This window comes from Anabaena sp. FACHB-1391 (assembly GCF_014696755.1).
Classification (GTDB): Bacteria; Cyanobacteriota; Cyanobacteriia; order Cyanobacteriales; family Nostocaceae; genus Dolichospermum; species Dolichospermum planctonicum.
Map to the genome: position 1 here is coordinate 9,936 of NZ_JACJQS010000011.1, position 22,957 is coordinate 32,892.

9 protein-coding genes are annotated in these 22,957 nt (G+C 40.9%); 6 read left to right on the forward strand and 3 right to left on the reverse strand.

Annotation, left to right across the window (positions count from 1 at the left end):
• Positions 1–99: 99 nt before the first annotated feature.
• The gene (locus tag H6F62_RS20890; RefSeq protein ID WP_242025928.1) at positions 100–11,391 is read right to left on the reverse strand and encodes an ExeM/NucH family extracellular endonuclease; all 11,292 of its coding nucleotides are present in this window, start codon (positions 11,389–11,391) and stop codon (positions 100–102) included.
• 1,186 nt (positions 11,392–12,577) lie between these two features.
• A complete protein-coding gene (radA, locus tag H6F62_RS07280) occupies positions 12,578–14,104 on the reverse strand; it encodes a DNA repair protein RadA (protein ID WP_137906627.1) in 1,527 nt (508 codons plus the stop codon).
• A gap of 275 nt (positions 14,105–14,379) precedes the next feature.
• Here radA and rpaB point away from each other — a divergent pair, with 275 nt between their 5' ends.
• The 6 genes from rpaB to rsgA all read left to right on the forward strand — a co-directional run bounded on the left by rpaB (position 14,380) and on the right by rsgA (position 20,806).
• Entirely contained in the window at positions 14,380–15,108 is a 729-nt protein-coding gene (gene rpaB / locus H6F62_RS07285) for a response regulator transcription factor RpaB (protein WP_137906626.1), read from the forward strand.
• Positions 15,109–15,813: 705 nt separating this feature from the next.
• The gene (locus H6F62_RS07290) at positions 15,814–16,455 is read left to right on the forward strand and encodes a cofactor assembly of complex C subunit B (RefSeq protein WP_190371686.1); all 642 of its coding nucleotides are present in this window, start codon (positions 15,814–15,816) and stop codon (positions 16,453–16,455) included.
• A 299-nt stretch (positions 16,456–16,754) separates the two neighbouring features.
• Positions 16,755–17,423, forward strand: a complete 669-nt coding sequence (gene grpE, locus H6F62_RS07295; RefSeq protein ID WP_190371687.1) for a nucleotide exchange factor GrpE — start codon at positions 16,755–16,757, stop codon at positions 17,421–17,423.
• Between the two features lie 931 nt (positions 17,424–18,354).
• The gene (gene dnaJ / locus H6F62_RS07300) at positions 18,355–19,488 is read left to right on the forward strand and encodes a molecular chaperone DnaJ (protein WP_137906623.1); all 1,134 of its coding nucleotides are present in this window, start codon (positions 18,355–18,357) and stop codon (positions 19,486–19,488) included.
• The gene (locus H6F62_RS07305; protein ID WP_190371688.1) at positions 19,485–19,742 is read left to right on the forward strand and encodes a sulfurtransferase TusA family protein; all 258 of its coding nucleotides are present in this window, start codon (positions 19,485–19,487) and stop codon (positions 19,740–19,742) included. Before dnaJ ends, H6F62_RS07305 begins: the two co-directional genes overlap by 4 nt.
• Positions 19,739–20,806 (forward strand): small ribosomal subunit biogenesis GTPase RsgA, encoded by a 1,068-nt coding sequence (rsgA, locus tag H6F62_RS07310; RefSeq protein WP_190371689.1) that lies wholly within the window; start codon positions 19,739–19,741, stop codon positions 20,804–20,806. The genes H6F62_RS07305 and rsgA overlap by 4 nt, the downstream gene beginning before the upstream one ends.
• Before the next feature lie 347 nt (positions 20,807–21,153).
• Here rsgA and H6F62_RS07315 read toward each other — a convergent pair whose 3' ends face one another.
• Positions 21,154–22,908 (reverse strand): bifunctional serine/threonine-protein kinase/formylglycine-generating enzyme family protein, encoded by a 1,755-nt coding sequence (locus H6F62_RS07315; RefSeq protein WP_190371690.1) that lies wholly within the window; start codon positions 22,906–22,908, stop codon positions 21,154–21,156.
• Positions 22,909–22,957 lie beyond the last annotated feature (49 nt).

The following is a 22,957-nucleotide window of genomic DNA, read 5'->3' on the forward strand; positions in this document are numbered from 1 at the left end:
AAAAGTGGGAGATGATAGCGCGATCGCACAACCTAAGAATCGCCACCTAAAAATCATCCCCCACCTCAGAAAGCACTGATTAAGTAAACCAATTACTCATCAAACAAGAGAGAAATTACTAGCAGTCAGAGTAGGAACAGTAGCGAGAATAGCAAACTCACCACCAGCACCAAAGCCCGCAGCCGCACCATTTTGGTTATAGTAAAGACTACCACTGCTAAAGCTATAGACAATCAGCCCGTTACTAGTACCCGCCAAAACATCATCTTCAACCACAGCAAACTCATTTACCACACTAGTCAAAGAAGCGAATACAGACTTACTCAACAATATTTGGTCACTACCGACACCAAAATCTTGGATAGTATCTACACCTTGACTAGCTACAGTAAACGCAGCATTCCCCACCAAGCTAAAGACATCATTACCAGCACCACCAGTCAAAACGTCATTACCAGCCCCACCAGTCAAAACATCATTACCAGCACCACCAACCAGAACATCATTACCAGCACCACCAACCAAGCGGTTATCTAAGTCATTGCCGATAATTCTATCTGCTCCAGCACCAGCAATCACATTTTCCATAGCATTCGCAGCATTCAATGTCAGTTTTGAACCATTAGCAACCAGGGTTTGAGTAGTGGTAACGCCTAGATTTAAGCGGATTGCTGCGGTTGTACCAGTGAAGTCAATAGTATCTTGACCACCATCAACTGCTTCCGTAATGGAGTCAACACCTAAGCTAGTTGTGGTAATAGAAAACAAATAAGTATCATCACCCGCACCACCAATCAGAGCATCTGCACCAATTCCACCATTGAGGATATTATTACCACTGTTACCTGTAATAGTATTATCCAAGCCGTTACCAGTACCGTTAATGTTAGCCGTGCCGGTGAGAACCAGGTTTTCCATATTGGCACTCAGAGAATAAGTAACAGATGATTGGACCAAGTCCGCACCTTGATTAGCTAATTCCGTTACTACATCACCTATGCTGTCAACAACATAAGTGTCATCTCCTAAACCACCAATCAAAGTATCATTACCAGCACCACCATCCAGGATGTTATTCCCACTATTACCTGTGAGGTTGTTACTTAAACTATTACCAGTAGCATTGATATTACCGCCGCCAGTAAGAGTAACTCTTTCTACATTGTTACCCAGACCGTAACTAACAGATGATTGGACTAAATCCGTACCTTCATTCAGATATTCAATGATGGTGTCAGTGTTTGTATCAATTATGTAAATGTCATTTCCTGTACCACCAACCAGGATATCTACTCCAGCACCACCGTTGAGAGTATCGTTACCAGCTTTGCCATCAATGTAATCGTTATTTGCAGTCCCCACAAGATTATTGTTACCAGCATTACCAATGATTTCGTTGAAGTCATTAACGTTGATAGTCAAAACCTTCTCAAAAGTCAAACCATCATTATCCCTAGTTCTCACCCGGATGCTGTAACTGGATTGAGTTTCAAAATCTGGAGAAGCGTTAATTTGCAGTTGATTTCCACTAATGGTGAAAGCACTGTTATCAATATCACCATCCCCTGCAACTAAGCTATAGGTAAAAGTGTCACCTGTATCTGGGTCTGTACTAATGAGATTACCAACCACTGTACCACTGGGTTGACCTTCATCAATTGCAGTAGTGTCAGTAGTATTATCATAAAACAAATCCGTCGGTGCTTCATTAACGTCATTAACATTAATAGTTAAAGCCTTCTCAAAGAATAACCCACCTTGATCCTCAGTTTTGACTCTAATGCTGTAACTTGCTTGGGCTTCAAAATCAAATACAGTATTAGCTATAAGTTGATTATCAACAATGGCAAATAAACTATTGTCAGTGTCACCATCCCCTGTAACTAAGCTATAAGTAAAAGTGTTTCCTGTATCTGGGTCTGTACTGATGAGATTACCAACTACACCATCCGTTTGATTTTCCGCAACTGTACTAGTGCTGAGAATTAAATTAGTCGGCGCTTGGTTAAAATCAGCAATAGTCAGGACTGCTGTGGGTTGCTGTGTACCTACAGATGTGCCACCACTGGAGTTTACCAAACTCAGATTGACAGTTTCGCTAAACTCAATCACATTATCGCCCGCAATCGGAATCTGTACATCCTTATAACTTTCACTCGGTGCAAAAGTAACAGTAATGGCACTGTTGATATAGTCCGTTTGGTAAGCTTTGTAAGTGTCAGGATTAAAAAGTGCCTGTAATTGTCCACCCTGTACCAATTCCCCAGTAATACTGTAGTGTGCCTGAGTATCAAGCAAAAACCAACCAGGTCCAAGAATATCTTGAGCATCAATAATCCCCGATGATTCCTCATCTTGAGTCAAAAAGTTAGAACCACCAGAAAGGAAGCGATTTGGGTCATGTTGCGCTATTAATTTTAAAGTGTCGGTGGCAATATTATACTGCCAAATTTTGCCAATATGGGCATTGTTCCCCACATCCTCCTGAAGCAGGATGTTACCATACTTGTCTATGGTCATATTATCCAACATCTTCTGTCCTTCAGTACCATCCAGAACCGCCTCAATAGTACCGCCTAACTCTGGATTAGTTGGATCATCAAAGCGCAGTCTCCACAAGCGACTAGGACTACTAAATGAATTAGTAGTGACAAAGTAGAAATCTCTCAGGTTAGATGGATCCCAATGTCCATCTTCAGGACGTAAGAAAGCCGTAACCCCAGCCGCTACACTCCGGGTTTCCAGTACTGCCCCTGTTGTATTTTGAACCTTGCCTAAGTCCGCCAATGTAAATCTGCTTCCCAACGCTAAGTTAGTTGTATTAGTTTCGCTTGCTAATCCAGTAACAGCAATTCCATACAGCTTACCGTTGTTTAATCCCGCTTTGTCAATCTCCGTTCCTGTGTTGGTTTTATCGCCAACGTAGAAGTAAACTTGACCACCCCCAGAGTCATCTAGTCCAGCTACTACCGTCTTATTACTAAGAGTCGGACTAGCAACAGTATTTTCCCAACTGAATTTACCTAAATAAGGCAATTCATAAGTTGTACCAGCACTTGTACCAGTAGCAATATGAGCAAAAGCACGACCTTCGGCTCCGCTTTCCTCGCCATTCAAATAAATACGTGCCGTACTACCGAGTCCCGTAGCACTATTGTAAAAGGCAGAAACCGCAGCTAAATCCCCAGCGCAGAAACGACTAAATACTGTAGTGGTGCTTTGAGCAAAGTTAGTACCATTCCATACATATACCGTCTGGGTTAAATCGCTACCATTGACCACCGATAAATCCGATTTATTGATTACCCACTTGGAAACAAATGCACCAGTACCGCCATGGGCGCGGACAATTCCAGACGTACCGCCTAATTCATGGTTCATCAACAAAGTGAAAGTCCCATCACCATTATCAAAAGCCCCCAAACCATCGGGAATACCAACCATTCTATAGGGTGTGCCATCAGGTTTGTTGTTAACCGAATCCCCAACCGTGAGGATAGATCTCAAACTAACACCAGAGCCTGGTGTAGTCGGGATAATATAAGAAGTAGCAGAACTGCTCGGTCCTTGGCTTATGTCCACCGTCGGAGCAGCAGCACTACCTTTGGCAGTACCACCACTCAATTGCAATTGCACCGAATTTGTACCAGATACATCTCCTTGACGGGTTACTCGCACCGTGGCATTAGAAAAACCAGAAGTACCACCCTCTGCAACCGTGTAGTTGGCGGTACTAAAGTTAAACACAGGAACAGCAGCATCAATACTAAAACTGAGAATTGAACGGACTGGATTAGCAGCAGATGGTTCTGGGAATGTGTTTACAGCATAAGAATTAACCCCTTGCACATTCACATTCAAAGTTTTACCATCAGCAGAAACATCAAAAACAGTGTAATTGAAAGTGTTGGGAGAATAGAAATCAACAGGTTCGATTCGTGAAGGATTGGTGTCATTCTCACGCCACACATTTCTTAACCCAGGGAAATTAGCATCTAAACCCACTGGATTGACCCCTGCTGCTATCTGACTGTTAGCAAGATTATTCGCTAAAGACTGGATATTAGCAAAACTATGGTTAGTAATAGTATCAGGTCCAGTAGCCCCTAGCGGTCCGCCTACAATTGATAAAGCATTGGGTAAAACCTTAACCACACCATTATCAGTGTAAGTTATTTCATTGATACGATTTTGGTGGTCATCAGCAGACAAAAACACCACGTTTTTGATGCCATTGTCAGCAATAAACTTGAGCAACTCATTACGTTCAGCCCGATAACCACCAATCCATGACTTACCACTATCCAAACCAGAACCAATAGCACCAATTTGATCTATAGGACTAGATACACTGACAAACTTCCAAATCGTGCCATTATTTTGCGCGTCTAACAAAGTTTGCTTCAACCAAGCCAGTTGAGTATCTCCTAGCATTGTGCGATCGCTATTATCAGCACGAGAACCCGTATCATCAGCACCAGTAGCAGTCTTTAACCGCACATCACGGTAACTGCGAGTGTCTGTATTGATATGAATAACATTCTTACCCCATTGTTGAGCTAAATAAAGCTGTTGTGTACCATTAGTGCGAGAATCAGTAGGAGCAGAAATTACACGCTCTCTAATCGGTTGGTAATCAGAGTATGCTTGAATCAGAGCTTTAAAACCAGGATTTTGGTTAATAAATACACCTGTTGTATTGACATCATCTACCGTATTACTAGAACCATTACCAGATACAGCAGCTAAAGCCCCCGGTGCGCCACCATTGATTAATTGTCTGTTCCCTAATTCATGGTTATCTAGCGCAGTGTAATTGCCTTGAGAACTATACAGACCTTTTAAACCAGAAAAACCGCCACTATTGACAGACCGGAGATTTTCTAAATATTTACGTTGGTAATCAGCCAAAGCTTGACCAGGATTACCAACAATATTAGTAGTTGCTGCCGGAGATCCAGCACTTGCCGCTCCATAAATTGTGTCCCCCAAGAACATGAAAAAGTCTAAATTCAAATTAGGGAAATTTTGGGTAGAAATGTAGGGTCGCATCAGACCGTCCGCATCTCCACTAAAAGCAAATTTCACAGGTGCTTGGGTTGTAGCATCATAAGCAGTTCTAAACGTCCCTACTTGACTCAATTCCCCAGCAGTTGTTTGGAAGCGGTAATAATATTTTGTCCCACTCTGTAAACCCGTAGCATCTATTTTCAGAGTATAGTCACGGTTCGCATCCCGGGTTACTCCACTAATTGACCTGACTATAGTAGTAAAATTAGCATCAGTAGACAATTGCAGAGTCACATTTTGGGTAACACCAGGTTGGGTGCTTGTATTAGCAGCGTCAAAAGTACGAGTCCAGAGTATAGCACTATTAGCCGTAGCATCTCCAGCAGCTACCCCTGTAAATCCAGCCGTAACTCCGTTAATAGCGATCGCTATATTTTGAGTAGCTGTACCATCAAAAGAAGTAACAGTAAAAGAGTCTATTTTGCTTTGACCTGCACCTAAATACTGTACAGCACTATTATCAACGCTATAGCTAAACGCTCCAGTTTCCGTAATCGTCAAACTACCTAAATTACCATTAGCAGAAACAACAGTAGTGGCAAACTTATTTTGACCAGCATCTTCATCTGTAACCGTTAACATACCCGAAGCAGTTAACTTACCAGCATTAACGTTAGTTCCTTCCTTAATAGTGACATTGCCGTTACCACTAATACTTGCGAGATTATTCATGTTGTTAATCCTTCCTGGTGAACCAATTTCTTTAGATGTAACATTCAGCGCGTTATTAAGGGATAAAAACCCTCCCCTAACTCCGACAGCGCTTATATTTGACACTGTTGGCAGAGGTAGAGTATTACTACCCAAGCCAGCAGCATTGTCGAAGGTTGTATAAGTGGTAGACCCACCAAAACTAACACCTGTGATTCTCGTACCATTGGCATTAAACAGATTCACAGCATCGCCACTAGTGCTTAGTCCTACGCCAATACCTGTATAACTACCAATAGTTAAACCACTGGGAACATTAGTACCAAACCAAGCGGTTTTAAATGCCGGGATAGTAGTGTCAGGTGTAGCAGTTTCTAAGAAAATCACCGACTGCCCAGGAGCAATACTAGTAACACCATTCAGGGCTACAGAACTAGCGAAAGAATTGGTATTGTCGTCCATCTTCCAACCAGTAATATCCACAGCACTAGTACCAATATTCGTCACCTCAAACCAATCAGCAGTATAGACACTACTGCCACTGCTCCAGGGTGATACTTCCGAGATAATCAGAGCCGGTAGGGTGGGTATTTCATTGACGATATCAGTAACAGCCAATGTAAAATTGGCAATTGCATCGGGATTGTTACCAAGAGTAGCATCATCTACATTAACAGTAACACTGTAACTAGTTTTAGTTTCATAGTCCAAAGTAGTACCAGCTTTCATGTACAATGCAGTGTCATTAACTTCAAAGAAACTAGCATCTGCTCCACTCAAACTCAGAGTATTTATTCCTAATCCATCATCAGTAACAGTAATATCAGCTACTTTAACAGCAGCGATGGTACTAGTGTTTTCAGCGATCGCTATCACCCTATTATCCAGAACCAAACCAGTCGGGGCTTGATTAGGAACAGTTGAAGGTGCATAAACCCAAAGTTGAGGATAATTAATACCACCACCACCATTTTCGCTCACCACATAGAGATAACCATTCTTATCCATAGTTAATCCCTCATGGCCTTGGTCAACAACCGAAACTGGATTACCAGAATCAGCAGTGATTTTTAATGAACTGGAAATATTACCAGAGCGGTCAATACTGACAACCTTGCCAGACTCTTGGCTCAAAACTAATAAGCGGCTATAATCCGGTTGTCCATTCAAAGACGATAAATTAGACAAAGCATAAACATCAGCAAAATCTAAAAGATTGGCCAACACCGGATCAAAAAGGTTTATCGAATTAACCGTAGTGGGAGAACCATTACTAGCCGTCCCCGCAGCAAAATCAATAGTAGTTTGGAAAATACCTGCCGGTTGTTTCTCCTTCACCCCAATAAATCCACCACTTTGGGGGTCCCAAGAAATCCCTTCTATACCGATATTGTCAATAGTTGTCCCCAGCTTAACAGTTTGGGCATTAGCTTTAGTCAGAGTGCTTCCAGGGGTATAAGTAAACAAATGGGCCTGTCTGTCTCGTTCTTCAATTAAGACAAACTTGCCATTACCAATATAAGTAAGCCCTTCAACATCATAAAAGTCTGTACCTTGGGGACTATTACCGGGAGCTAGGGTCATGGAATTGATTAACTGCCCTGTTTTTGATACCTGTACAATTGATGTACTGCCATCTCCAACAACAAACAGCGTATCTGTATCCCAGTTATAAGTCACAGCAGAGACTTCCTGAGCTAACAAGCTATTAGTGGGTGCAGTAGTGCGAGTAGGTTCAGGTAAATCGTATCGTCCCACCCGGACATAAGTAGACAAATCCACCGTTGTAGCTAAGTTGATACCATTAATGGTAATGCTGATATTTCGGCTGGCCGTACCATCTAAAGATGTGACAGTAAAAGTATCAACTTTACTTTGACCAGCATTTAAATACTGCACCGCACTATTATTAACACTATAGCTAAATACTCCCGCTTCTGTAATTGTCAAACTACCCAAATTGCCATTAGCAGAAACGACAGTAGTAGCAAATTTATTTTCACCAGCATCTTGATCTACAACCGTTAACGTACCGGAGGCGGTTAGTTTACCGGCATTAATGTTAGTCCCTTCAGTAATGCTCAGGGTACTGTTGCCATTAATAGTGGCGGAGTCGTTCATATTATTAACGTTAATTGTGAACAATTTATCAGTGTAAAGTCCACTTTGATCTGTGGAACGAACGACAATGCTATAACTAGACTGGGCTTCAAAATCTAGTGAAGTGTTAATGAGTAATTGATTGCTGTTAATTGTGAAAGCTGCATTGTCATTTACACCCGTAGAAGCGAACCCTTGTTCGCCCAAACTATAGGTAAAAGTATCACCATTGTTAAAATCAATAGTTGCAAGAGTACCTACAACGCTATTGGCAGGTACATTCTCATTAATGCTAGTAGCAGTTAAAGTGATATTAGTAGGAGCAGAATTAAGATTTAATCCCACAATTACCGGGTCATGATCAGAAGAGCGGAATTGGTCAGGACTGTACAAGCTAGTAACTTGACCTACAGACTTAAATTCAACATTATAGTCTAATACGCTAGGCTCATCAGCATTAATGTGCCATATTTCCACACCAGATACCTGTGCAGCTAAACTACTAGTAGCTAAAGCATGATCAAGAGAACCTAACTGACCATCAAAAACATAAGAATAGGAAGTATTAGGCAGAAGATTATTATATCCAGCGATCGCTAATGTAGTCAGAGGGTCTTCTTGAGCATAAGCATTGAAATCACCCAACAACAGATAATCACCATCATCAACCCCAGTAGGCTTAGTAGCCAACCATGCCGCTAAATCCTGGGACTGACGGGTGCGAGTACCATTAGATAAACCTTGACCATCACCAGCATCAGCATCACCAACACCACCAGAACTAGAACCTTTAGACTTAAAGTGATTAACAACAGCAGTAAATAATTCACCATTAGAGTTTTGTTGGAAAGTCTGCGCTAAAGGTTTACGTCCCACCAAATCAAAAGCACCAGTACCAAAGCCATCGGGTAAAGTAGCAGCAGCACCATAAGGAGTAACCTGACTAGACTTGTAAATCAAACCCACAGTAATAGCATCAGTCCCCAATCTTGTACTAGAACTAATAAAACTGTAACTACCCGCACCAGCAACCCCATTTAGTCCAGTGATTAAACCTTGAATAGCACTATTAGCACCATAGCCATTGTTTTCCAATTCCATCAAACCCAAAACATCAGCACCAGAAGTAATAATGGCTTGGACAATCTTATTCAATTGACGAGTTAACTCAATAGCAGTATTAGCACCACGAGGCTCAAAACTCAATCCATTAGTATTGATATTAACGTTCGTATCCAAATCATTGAAATAATTAAGAACATTAAAACTAGCCACCCTCAGAGTACCACCAACCGTAGGGGCGAACGGCCGTTCGCCCAAACCTCCACCCAAACCTCCACCCAAACCTCCACCCAAACCTCCACCCAAACCTCCACCCAAACCTCCACCCAAACCTCCACCCAAACCTCCACCCAAACCTCCACCCAAACCTCCACCCGGAGTAAAATTAACACCATCTGTAGTTTGGATGCGATACCCCTCATAACGCTGGTCCAAAATACCCGTGATACTAGCAACAGTATCACCACCGCGCAGAGTATTAATCGCACTTAAAGAATTACCACCACGACCAAAAATAATCGGGTCTGGGTTTTGAACAGCACTACCATCATCAAGATAGATCTTGCGAGCAGCAATATCCGCCAAATAAGTAGCATAACCGCTGACACTGGGAGCATTGAATTGAGTATATTGATCTAACCTAGCATCCGTACCCGGCTGATTACTAGAACCCATAGCCGAGAGCAGAACTTGCCCATAACGTCCCAATTGATAATACTCAGTCACCGTGAGGCTGCCACTACCAGCACTCAAATTAACCAACATTCCCTCATAGCCCTCTAAATTGCCATTAGGTAACTGGACATTAACCACCGTCGGTAACGTACCTGCTCCCAGATTAACAACACTCGTTAAATTAAATAATTGGGTTAAACTGCTAATATTAGACCCGCTAGTAGTAATAAATTCCCCAACAGTTCCCGTAATTCTGACCTGATCACCGACATTACCCGTAAATAATCCTGATGGATCATAAACAAAAATAGCTTCCGAAGTAGCAGCATTACCATCAATATCAGCGTCTTCCTCTTGAACATAAAAGCCATTAAGTTTAGTAGCACCAAAGAAAGCGCGAGTCACAATACCTTCAATAGTTTGAATTCCCGTCAACGCCGCCGTTGCACCACCACCTTGAATAGCGCTAATTTTAGTAACAGCAACGTCATCATCAGTGATAACGATATTTTGACTAATAGTGCTACCTAAAGTCAGACCACTAGAAGCACTGCCAATACTTAAAATCCCAGTTTCCGTTCCTTCCACTAAAACATCATCAACAACCGTAAAAGTGACAGTCCCAGCGATCGCACCATTAAGAATAGTGATAATGCTATTACTAAGAGTATAATCTCCAGTAGTGATACCTATTCCAGTAACATCTAAGTTAACCGTTTCATCACCAGAAACAGCACTAGAAGCTGTAGCAGTAACAGTGATAACCGTTGTCCCTACTTCCGTTCCCCTGTTGGCACTTACCGAGAGGTTAACCATGGGATTTGCAATCACATCATTATCCGTGATAACGATATTTTGACTAGTGGCGCTACCTAAAGTCAATCCACTAGAAAGACTGCTAATACTCAAAATCGCGGTTTCCGTTCCTTCCACTAAAACATCATCAACAACTGTAAAAGTGACAGTCCCAACCGTTGCACCATTGGGAATAGTGATAGTGCTATTACTGAGAGTATAATCTTCAGTAGTGATACCTGTTCCGGTAACAGCTAAGTTAACCGTTTGATCACCAGAAACAGCACTAGAAGCTGTAGCGGTGACAGTGATGACCGTTGTACCTGTTTCTGTTCCTGTGTTGGAACTGACGGAGAGGTTAACAGTTGGTAGAGGTGAAATGTTGCCTGAAGAAAGTGTAGTCAAGTCAACAACCGTTGAGTCTCTAGCCGTAAAGTTATTGGCGGTACTCAGAGTGCTGATAGTCTGTAAATAAGCGTTTGCGGCATTAGTAAAAATAGCATTGTCCAAATTGGCGAGAACAAGAACTTGACCGCCAGGAATCGTTGGTGTACTGGATGATTGTGCAGAACCAGAACCATAGGGGGAAACACCAAAGCCTATAAACGCAATCAGATTGGGCGTACCAGTGAGGTGCGTACCACTGCTAACAGTGTAGGCTGTGAGTGAGTCTCCGCTAGTAGAAAAGCTAAAGTTATTCGTCGCATTGTTGGGATTAGGTAATAGCGTCACCGCACCAGCACTACCTCCACCATTGCGTGCCACGGATGATGGGGTTGGGGGGGTGGTGCTACTATCACCAGCATTGATTAGGAGTACGCTGCCAGCAGCGATTCCCCCCGTAGGTGCGGTATACTGTAGAAAACCTTCGCTCGGACGGAAAAAACTCGATGCGGCTCCCCCATTTCCAGTAATACCACCATCGGTAACATAGAATGTATCACCAGCAGCAATTGGTTTTAATGCAAGAATTGCAAATTGATCAGGATTGGTAGAATTTACCCCAAGAAAAGCAATGTCGCCCGCGAAAACTGCCATACTAGAATCTCCTTTAATAGTCTAGTTACCAAAGTGATCATGTCACCTGAGAATTCTTGTCAGTTTTTCAGTTGTATTTATTCAGTTGTATTTATGTCGAAAATTTGCCCATTAGAAATTAGACAATTTTTCTTTCCTATTATTAATACACTTACGATAGTATGGATAAATTAAGATATAGTTAATAAGTAGTTAAAATAATGATAATATTTGGTTTCTATCATCAGATAGAGTTCCCAACTACTTTTACCTTTTTCAGTTCTGATTTAATTAGCTACTCTTGAGAATGTTTTATTTTGTCTGATTTTAAGGATTTTCTGTCACACAGGAGCAGGTTTAAGGTTAATTCCCACTCTTGTCCAGTCTCAGATCAGGACTTTCACCACTACTCAAGAATCTACCCTTCTTGAATTTAAAACTAATATATCACATCACATTCCCACTTCACAAATGTAGACAAATAACTATAACTATGGCTTGCTGATAGCGTAGCGTGGCGTTAGCCATATAAAGCTAAAACCATTTATTAATAAGGGTTTCGCGGATTTTTACCACAAAAAAGTGCCAGGTTTTGGCTAATGGTGTCTCAAAATGAATTGCATTTTTCTTTGTTGGATTTGGAAAATTGAGGATATCCAGACAGTTAAAACTGTTACCTCTTACCTGTTAAGAGTTACCTGTTAAGAGTTACCTGTTAAGAGTTACCTGTTAAGAGTTACCTGTTAAGAGTTACCTGTTAAGAGTTACCTGTTAAGAGTTACCTGTTAAGAGTTACCTGTTAAGAGTTACCTGTTAAGAGTTACCTGTTAAGAGTTACCTGTTAAGAGTTACCTGTTCCTGTTACCTGTTAAGAGTTACCTGTTACCTGTTCCTGTTACCTGTTAAGAGTTACCTGTTACCTGTTAAGAGTTACCTGTTAAGAGTTACCTGTTACCTGTTAAGAGTTACCTGTTAAGAGTTACCTGTTCCTGTTACCTGTTAAGAGTTACCTGTTAAGAGTTACCTGTTACCTGTTAAGAGTTACCTGTTACCTGTTAAGAGTTACCTGTTACCTGTTAAGAGTTACCTGTTACCTGTTAAGAGTTACCTGTTACCTGTTAAGAGTTACCTGTTAAGAGTTACCTGTTAAGAGTTACCTGTTACCTGTTAAGAGTTACCTGTTAAGAGTTCCCGTCTCACCTGATTTCTATTCATCCTCAGGTTCTAAATCTTCTACTGTCAATTCTTGATGGGGAACAGCAGCAATAATTGCATCTATTACCTTAGATACTGGTAATATCTCTATACCAAGATCGGGAAATTTTGTGCCTTTGGGAACTATAGCTCTTTTAAATCCCAATTTTGCAGCTTCTTTTAACCGTAGTTCCATTTGGGAAACTGTTCGCACTTGTCCCCCTAATCCTACTTCTCCAATTAAGACTGTACCAGGGTGAACTATTCTATCACGAAAACTGGCAACGATCGCTACGGCAATTCCTAAATCTACTGCTGGTTCTTCTACGTTTAATCCCCCCGCAGAGGCAACGTAGGAATCTAATTTGGACATGGGTACTCCCACCCGTTTTTCCAATACGGCAAGTATCTGCACCAAGCGATTATAATCTATGCCTGTACCCGCTCTGCGCGGAGATGGGTAACTGGTAGGACTAACTAAGGCCTGTAGTTCTACTACTATTGGTCTTGTTCCTTCACAAGCCACGACAATGGCCGTACCAGGAGCGGGATCATCACGGTTGCCTAAAAATAGCTCGGAAGGGTTCTCAACTTCCTTTAATCCTTGAGACACCATTTCAAATATACCAATTTCGTGGGTTGCTCCGAAACGATTTTTTACAGTTCTTAATAATCTGTGGGAGGCAAAGCGATCGCCTTCAAAGTATAATACGGTATCCACTAAATGTTCTAATACCCTAGGACCGGCAATCGTCCCTTCCTTAGTCACATGACCGACAATTAACATAGTGATATCCTCATGTTTTGCCACTTTCATCAAAGCTGCGGTACATTCCCTGACTTGAGTAACGGAACCTGGTGCTGATGTCAAAGCTGGTAAAAATACTGTTTGGATACTATCTATTACAGCTACATTCGGTTTGAGGGAATCTATTTCTCGCAAAATTTCCTCTAAATCCGTTTCTGGCAATACATATAAATCTGCGCCTATACTATCAGGATCTATGGGTTTTTCGGACTTTGTAACGGTTTCCCCATCATCCTCTGTGACGATAGTAGGAGCTTTGGACATCCCCAACCGAGAAGCACGCAATTTAACCTGTTGTCCTGATTCTTCTCCAGTGACGTAAAGAATCCGATATTTTAAAGCTAATTGATTAGATACTTGTAATAATAAAGTAGATTTACCAATACCAGGATCACCTCCAATTAACACCATTGAGCCGGGAACTATACCACCGCCTAAAACTCGATCTAATTCACCATAACCCGATTCCCAACGAGCAATTTGTCTATCACTAATTTGATCAAAAGTCAAGGCAGATCTAGCTTTAGCTGGTTTAGTATTAGATGATCTAGCATTACCCTGGGTATTGTGCCAATTTCCCACACCACCCCGACTAGGTATATCTCCAATCAAAGAACTAATATTCTGTTCAACTAGAGAATCGTAAGTGTCGCAATTTGAACATTTTCCGAACCATTGGGAAAATTCTGCTGCACAATTACTACAGATATAAATGGTTTTTGCCTTAGCCATACTGAAATTTTATCTAAAAATCTTAATTATTTCTTAATTCTGGGAAAAATGGGAAATTTAATAATAGAAATAGTGAGAGCATTTCTGTTCTCAGTCAGGTACAAGAATAGGGAAGTTCATCGCAGATAAACGCAGATAAACCTAGAGAAATCTGTACCTTGGTGGACTAGGAAATTGTATAGAGCTTTTTCCCAATCAATTGAGAGAATGATATCCTAATATTATGATATTAAAAATTAATCATGAAAAATTTTAGTTAAGGAGCATGACAAAACTTGGAAAGTCATAAAGAAAAAATCCTGGTCGTAGACGACGAGGCCAGCATTCGTCGGATTTTGGAAACACGCCTTTCCATGATTGGCTATGATGTGGTGACAGCAGGGGATGGTGAGGAAGCTTTAGAAATGTTTCGCAAGGCTGAACCGGACCTGGTAGTTTTAGATGTAATGATGCCAAAACTCGATGGTTATGGTGTTTGTCAAGAATTACGCAAGGAATCTGATGTCCCCATTATTATGCTCACGGCTTTGGGAGATGTGGCAGACCGCATTACTGGGTTAGAATTAGGTGCTGATGATTATGTGGTCAAGCCATTCTCACCCAAGGAATTAGAGGCGCGAATTCGTTCAGTTTTACGCCGGGTAGATAAAATAGGTGTAAATGGTATTCCTAGTTCTGGTGTTATCCATGTCAGTAATATCAAAATTGATACTAATAAGCGTCAAGTTTATAAGGGTGATGAGCGTATCCGCTTAACCGGCATGGAATTTAGCTTATTAGAATTGTTAGTCGGTCGTTCTGGTGAACCTTTTTCCCGTTCGGAAATTCTACAAGAGGTGTGGGGATATACTCCCGAACGTCATGTAGATACTCGCGTTGTGGATGTACATATTTCCCGTTTACGGGCAAAGTTAGAAGATGACCCTAGTAACCCGGAATTAATTATCACCGCTAGGGGAACTGGTTATCTTTTCCAACGCATATTGGAACCTGGGGAAGAGTAGGAAGAGTGGGAGGCTGGGGAGATGATTTTTTCTCATTTTTTCTCATACTCCGTACTCCGCTCTGGACGCTCTTGTATTTTTTCACTATTGTCTATTGTCTATTGTCTATTGTCTATCTTTGTAGATTATTTCTCAGTGGAGTTTTGTAGTTTTGGGTGCTTAACTACTACCCCTGCTTACCATAACTTAACTTATTTGTCAATAGTATGTTTGTTCTACCGATCAATTTACATAATTTCTTGGAAAATTTTTTCCTAAACTTCTCTCAGATATTGCTGCTAAGAAAGTAAAGTTTTGTATTATTTGTCGGTATCGATTTCTGAAATAACTATGAATAAAGGGTTTTGGAAATCGTCTAGACAGACAGAGATAAAATTGACAATATAAGCCCAATTATGAAATTCTCAAAAATTGTAGCAAATCGCCGAAAGTATTGCAAGCTCGTGACTAAATAAAAATAATTCTCAATTAATTGTTAAGCAAATCTAAACTTCAATTATGATCAGTTATGAATATTAAAACTAATATCGTCTTTTCATAAGTTTTAATTATGATTTATTGTTAACGAAGAACCACCCGGTGATAATGGAAAAACTAACCTCAAAGTACACAAACAAAGAGGGTTTAAAAAGGATTATGTAAAATGCTATCTGTATCAACGTTAAAGTATCTGTTAATCACTGATAACTAACTAATAAATAAGTAATGACTAAATCTGATCCTAATCGAGTTTTGCGGCGTTTACCCTTAGTAGTTGGGGGTGTAGGTACTGTCTTGTTGTTAATAAATCGGTTATTAACTCCACAACTAACAGATTCCCAAGCACGAGGAGATGTACTGGGAGTGATTTTAAGTGCGATATTAATTTTAACTGGTTTAATTTGGCAACAGGTACAACCAAGGACACCAGAGACAGTAGAATTAATTGGAGAAGAGGGATTCTTTTTAGCAGGGGATTTATCAGAAACCGCAAAAACAGAATTAGCCTGGGCATCGCGGCTATTATTAACAAATACAGTCACGCGATCGCTTATAGTTTACTATCAAGGTAAGGTTTTATTACGTCGCGGTATATTAGCTCCTAAATCGGAAGTAGTACCAGGAACAATCTTAAAAAGGGTATTGGCAACACAAAAGCCAATTTATCTAGTTGCTTTGTATGTCTATCCTGGTAAAATTGAATTTGATTATTTACCAGAGAACACACAAGGTGTAATTTGTCAACCAATTGGTAAAGAAGGAGTTTTAATTTTAGCTGCAAATGCTCCCCGCAGTTACACAAAACAAGATGAAAACTGGATTGCGGGAATGGCGGATAAATTAGCTGTTACTCTTGGTAATGAATGATTAGACTTTTTCAGCAAACCCTATATAGAAAAACTTGGCCTATTTTTTGTGGTGAAAAGTCGGTAATTCATATACAATGTGAATTATCTGAAGTGTTTAATAAAACTATTGCTTACGCGAAAACAAAGCAATCATAGTGATAGTTTTTTCGGATTCCAGCAACAAAGTGATATCGCGTCAGGCTTTGGCCTGTAAGCTTACTGAGGGATAACCGCTCCCAAGCTCCCATTCAAGTAAGCAGCAAGTGTCTAGCTTTGTCTAGAATTTACATAGCAGTTTCTAATTTACTGAGTATTTGTATGAAAAGTGAATTTTCGTCCGAAATCAACCCTAACGAACCTGGCCACGAGGTGAATGAGCAAACACCAGAGCAATTTCAGCAATTTAATCAACCGCAAGATATTCTCATGACTGAAGAAATTGACCAAGATAGGCCACAGCCTGTCGAAATAAATATTGCTGCCTTGTCAGATTTAACTGGGCAAATTGAATCTCTCAAAGTACAACTAGAAGAACGTAGCACTCAATATATGCGAATTGCAGCAGATTTTGAGAATTACCGCAAGCGTACTAGTAAGGAAAAAGAAGAAATAGATTTACAGGTGAAGCGAAATACAATTACGGAATTGCTGCCTGTAGTTGATAATTTTGAGAGAGCCAGGTCGCACCTCAAACCCCAAAGCGAAGGAGAAATGACAATTCATAAAAGTTATCAAGGGGTTTATAAACAATTAGTAGATTGTCTAAAACGGTTAGGTGTAGCACCCATGCGTCCTGAAGGTCAACTATTTGACCCGAATTTGCATGAAGCCGTGATGCGAGAAGCCACGGATGAACATCCAGAAGGAACAGTGTTAGAAGAGTTAGTTCGCGGCTATTATTTTGGTGATAGAGTACTGCGTCATGCAATGGTGAAAGTAGCTGCGCCTAAAGAAGATGTATCTTCCTCCCCAGAAGATTCAGTCTAACGAAAATAACAATTAGGGATCATCTTCAATCGTAGGAATACGGTTTAGATGTCAACCAAACCTCCCTATCAAGGGATTTTGCTAACTATATAAGAGGTTGTTGGAAAAGTTTTTGATTGTGATGTTAGACACCAGACCATCCCTGCTAGTAGAGTCAAAGTCCCCCAAATCATAGGGGATTTAGGGATATCTGAAAACATTTGATACATCACGATAGACTTGGAAAACACCCTCTCAGGTTGAAGAAGTGAACCAGAAGAGCATCATTCACTCAACTCCATGAGGAACGGACATAGCACAAATACCAAGAAAAGTATAGGTTGGGTTTTCCACCTCTAATGGTACGGCTAGTTCCCATCATCCATAGGTGGGTTTTTCTACACCTGAATAGCACAATGATAAAAGGTTCATCAAAACTAGCAGCAATAATTAACAATTAACAATTAATGAATGCTATGATTCGATTAAAAATAGAAATTTGACCAAAAATCTGGGATACAAGCCCCGTCCACTTCGGCCAGCTCAGTGCATCGCTTTTAGGACGGCTTTATGTTAAAATTTGGTCATAGTCGCCATAGGGCATTGGGAGACTTTAAACGGACATGGAGGGACGATAAGACCACTTGTGGCGTGTTCCGGTGAAGTGTCAAGTGTTTCCCCGCACCTTCAGGTCGGTGAGTATGTCAATAACATTGTCTTATAGACAAAATAGGTCAAAGACCAAAACCAGAGAATGATCCTTGATTAAATTTGTACGTATTAGTCTGAAAATCTAGATTTTTGTACTTATGAGCAAACTTTAGCAAAAAAATACCAATAAAATTAATTATTAACAAAAATTAAAGTGTTACCTTAAACCTATTACCTACTATCCACGGCTTAAGCCACGCTATCGGTACTTTCGCTTCCTTATAACTTTTAACCCTGCTATATGGCCCGAGACTATTATGAAACCCTGGGTGTCTCTCGTGACGCCGACAAAGAAGAGATTAAACAGGCTTATCGCCGCCTAGCCCGAAAATATCACCCAGACGTTAACAAAGAATCTGGGGCAGAGGAACGATTTAAGGAAATCAACCGCGCCTATGAAGTGCTGTCAGAACCAGAAGTTCGCGCTCGTTATGACCGCTTTGGTGAAGCTGGCGTTTCTGGAGCAGCAGCATCTGGCGCTGGTTTTCAAGATGACATGAGTGGTTTTGCTGATATTTTTGAAAGCATTTTCAGCGGCTTTGGTGGCGCTCCAGGTGGACAACCTCAACAAAGACGGCGTAGCGGACCGGTGAGAGGTGATGATCTCCGCCTAGACCTGAAATTAGACTTTCGGGAAGCGATATTTGGTGGGGAAAAAGAAATCCGCATTTCCCACTTAGAAACCTGTGAAGTTTGTAATGGTTCGGGTGCTAAACCGGGAACACGCCCCCGCACTTGTGGAACTTGTAGTGGTTCAGGTCAAGTCAGACGAGTCACAAGAACTCCGTTTGGGAGCTTTACCCAAGTATCAACTTGTCCCACTTGTGATGGGACAGGAACGGTGGTTGAGGATAAATGTGATGCTTGTGGTGGTAAAGGCGCGAATCAGGTAACAAAGAAACTAAAAATCAATGTTCCCGCTGGGGTAGACAATGGCACACGTTTAAGGATTTCCCAAGAAGGAGATGCGGGTCAACGAGGTGGACAACCTGGTGATTTATATGTCTACTTATTTGTCAATGAAGATCAAGAATTTCATCGGGATGGAATTAATATTATCTCGGAAATTAAAATTAGCTACCTACAAGCAATTTTAGGTTGTCGTTTAGAGGTAAATACGGTAGACGGTCCAGTGGAGTTGGTAATTCCCTCAGGAACTCAACCAAATACGGTGATGAAATTAGAAAATCGTGGTGTCCCCCGTTTGGGTAATCCCGTGAGTCGGGGTGATCAAATGTTGACGGTGTTAATTGATATTCCCACTAAGATCATCCCAGAGGAACGGGAACTCCTGGAAAAACTGGCTAGAATTAAGGGAGATAGAACAGGTAAAGGTGGTTTAGAAGGATTCTTAGGAGGCTTGTTTAAGTCATGAGTGGGTCTTCTGTATTAACCCCTGACTCTCAACTGGATTTACGTGGTACTCCTTGTCCCATTAATTTTGTGCGGACAAAACTGTATTTGGAAAAAATGCCCCCTGGTGGTTTACTGGAGGTCTGGTTAGATGCTGGTGAACCCATAGAACAAGTTCCTGATAGTCTGACTATGGCTGGTTATCATGTAGAACAAATTACAGACTGTTCGGGCTATTTTTCCCTGGTTATTCGTCGTCCGGTTGCTAGGGAATGACAAGGGAAATTGTTACTACTGGACAGTTATTGGGTACGGTGTTAGCTGTACAGGCGAATTTTTACCGCGTGCAAATGGATGAGTCAGCAATAAGACCTGATCCTTTGATTCTTCTCTGTACGCGGAGAACACGCCTGAAAAAAATTGGTCAACAGGTGATGGTGGGAGATCGTGTTATTGTTGAAGAACCAGATTGGGTTGGGAGAAGAGGGGCTGTGACTGAGGTTTTACCCCGTCATAGTCAATTAAATCGCCCAGCGATCGCTAATGTCAATCAAATTCTGCTGGTGTTTGCAGTTGCTGATCCTCCCTTAGAACCTGTACAATTAAGTAGATTTTTAATCAAGGCTGAGTCTACAGGTGTTGATGTACTACTTTGTTTAAACAAGTGTGATTTAATTTCCTCCCTAGAAAAACAACAAATTAATGATCGTCTCCTGGCTTGGGGCTATCAACCTTTATTTATTAGCGTTCAGAATCACATTAATATCAATCAAATAGCCACATATTTGCAGGATAAAATTACTGTGATTGCAGGTCCTTCTGGTGTGGGAAAGTCCAGCTTGATTAATAGTTTGATTCCCGACGCTAACCTGCGGGTAGGGGAAGTTTCCGGTAAATTAGCTCGTGGTCGTCATACCACCCGTCATGTAGAATTATTTGAAATGCCGAAAGGTGGTTTATTAGCAGATACCCCCGGTTTTAATCAACCTGATTTAGATTGTAGTCCTGAAGAACTAATTCACTATTTCCCAGAAGCCAGAAAACGCCTGGCTGTTGCCCATTGCCGCTTTAGCAATTGTATACATAAAGATGAGCCTGATTGTGCTGTTAGTGGAGAATGGGAAAGATATCAGCATTATTTAGAATTTTTAGAAGATGCTTTAGCCCATCAAAACCAGATTAATCAACAATCTGACCCAGAATCAAGTTTAAAATTAATATCTAAAGGTAAAGGTCAGAGTCAGTACGAACCAAAACTAGAAAGTAAAAAATATCGTCGAGTTTCCCGGAAAACCCAATTACAAGACTTACAGGAATTATATCGAGAAAGTGAGGATTAATACTAATTGACACTCTCAGGGCTAAAGTCCATTTCTTGCTTTGTTGGGTTAAGGGACAGCACAACCCAACGCTTATGTTGGGTTTCATGCTTCAACCCAACCTACAAATCAAGGCTTTTTCTAATTTGGACAAGGTATTGCTTGAATGAACCGAATTTACTAACTATCCTGTAAATCCTTAAATCCTGGAAATCCTGATTCTGACAAAATGAAAAATCTGTGCTATAATCAATCCAGACACCAAAACCAGATTTTTGTAGAAAAATATTTTCCGCCTAACGGCGGTGGGTTAAGAAGGGAAAAGAAAAAAAGAGAAGAGGGCAAAAGAGCAAGAGTGTAAAGGGCTACTAAGTCCTCGCTGCACCACTACATACAACCCGAAAACCAATATTGTCGTAGTCGAGGTTGAGGCTGAGGCGATAAGCAGAACGGCAATCCCCAGGATCGTCGTCCCACGAACCACCGCGCAGCAGCTTTCGGATCCAGCTTGTACTTGTCAAAGCACTGCCATCTGTAGGCGCGTTTATATAATCATTTTTATAGTCATCTTGACACCATTCCCACACATTACCGTGCATATCGTACAAACCAAAAGAGTTAGGGGGAAAAGTTCCTACATCTGTGGTCTGCTGACGATATTTTCCTTTTGGTGCAGAAGCATAGGTATAATTACCATCATAATTTACCAAATCTGGAGTAATACTTTCACCAAAATAAAATGGTGTGGTAGTTCCGGCACGACAAGCATACTCCCATTCTGCTTCACTGGGTAATCTGTAGTTTTTCTGTGTTTTTTGACTTAACTTTTTACAGAACTCAACCGCATTATTCCAACTAACTCTTTCCACAGGGCGGTTATCGCCTTTGAAGTTGGAAGGGTTAGTTCCTATGATAGCTTGATATTGTACCTGTGTCAATTCATATTTTCCCATGTAGAAACTGGGAACTGTAACTTGATGTTGGGGACCTTCATTTGAACCTCGTTTTGCTTCACTTTTCGGTGAACCCATGATAAATGTTCCCCCTGGGATTTCCACCATGTCCAACGTCACACCATTTCCTAAGTCTTCTGTAAAGTATTTCGCGCTTGCGTTGCGTCGGTTGGTGATATTTCCCCGTGCGTCTGTGGTGACAACTTCAAAACTAAAGGTTTTAAGGTTATTGGAAGGTATTGGTGCTTGGGGTTTTGGTCGTTGGGGTTTTAAAGCTTTTTCTATTGCTGCTATTCTTTGCAAAATCACCTGAGTATTTTGAGGACGATCTTTATATAAACGCTGCATCATATCATCTAATAAATCTGCCAACATAGATGATATTTGTGGTGCATGATTCCGCCAATTTAATCTTTCATTATAGGAATCATAAATGATTGGGTCAAGTGGTTCTTTACCCGTGAGTAAATAAACAAATGTCCGTCCTAAAGCAAAAAAATCAGATTGAGGTACAGCATTATGATTAATTTGTTCCGAGGGTGTGTAACCTGCGGAAATTATTCCTGTGACACCACCTTGTTGTTTAAATACTGTAGATGTTACCTTCCTCACAGTCCCAAAATCAATTAATACCAATTCGGCACTTTCAGACCGCAACATAATATTAGATGGTTTAATATCTCGATGAAAGAAGTCTTTATTATGTACCTGTTCTAAAATAATGATTAGATCTTTTAGCCATTCTATAGCTGTAGTTTGGTTAATAGGACGCAAACCACGTTTTTGCATATATTTTTCTAAATCTTCTCCCACAACTTTTTCCATTACCAAACAATGAATTGGATTTTGGCTATTGTAGGGATAATATTCAAAATAAGCGTCTAATTCTACATGAGGAATACCGGAATGATGGAGTTGACTTAAAACATCAGCTTCTTGTTTAAATAATTCTACAGCTTTAGGGTCGTTATTAATCAAGACTTTGAGAACTTTAGCCTGATTGGTTCTGACTTCGTTAATCTCATAAGTCACACCAAAGCCACCCCGTCCTAACTGACATTGTACCCGATAACGTTGTTGTAGCAAAACTTCCGAGCCACAGGCTTGACAAAAAAGGATTTTATCGGGATTTTGTGGCTTTGGGCAGTTAGAATTGATGCACAGGCTCATAATCTTGGTAGTTAGCACGTTTATTCGATATTCTACCTTGATTTAAGGA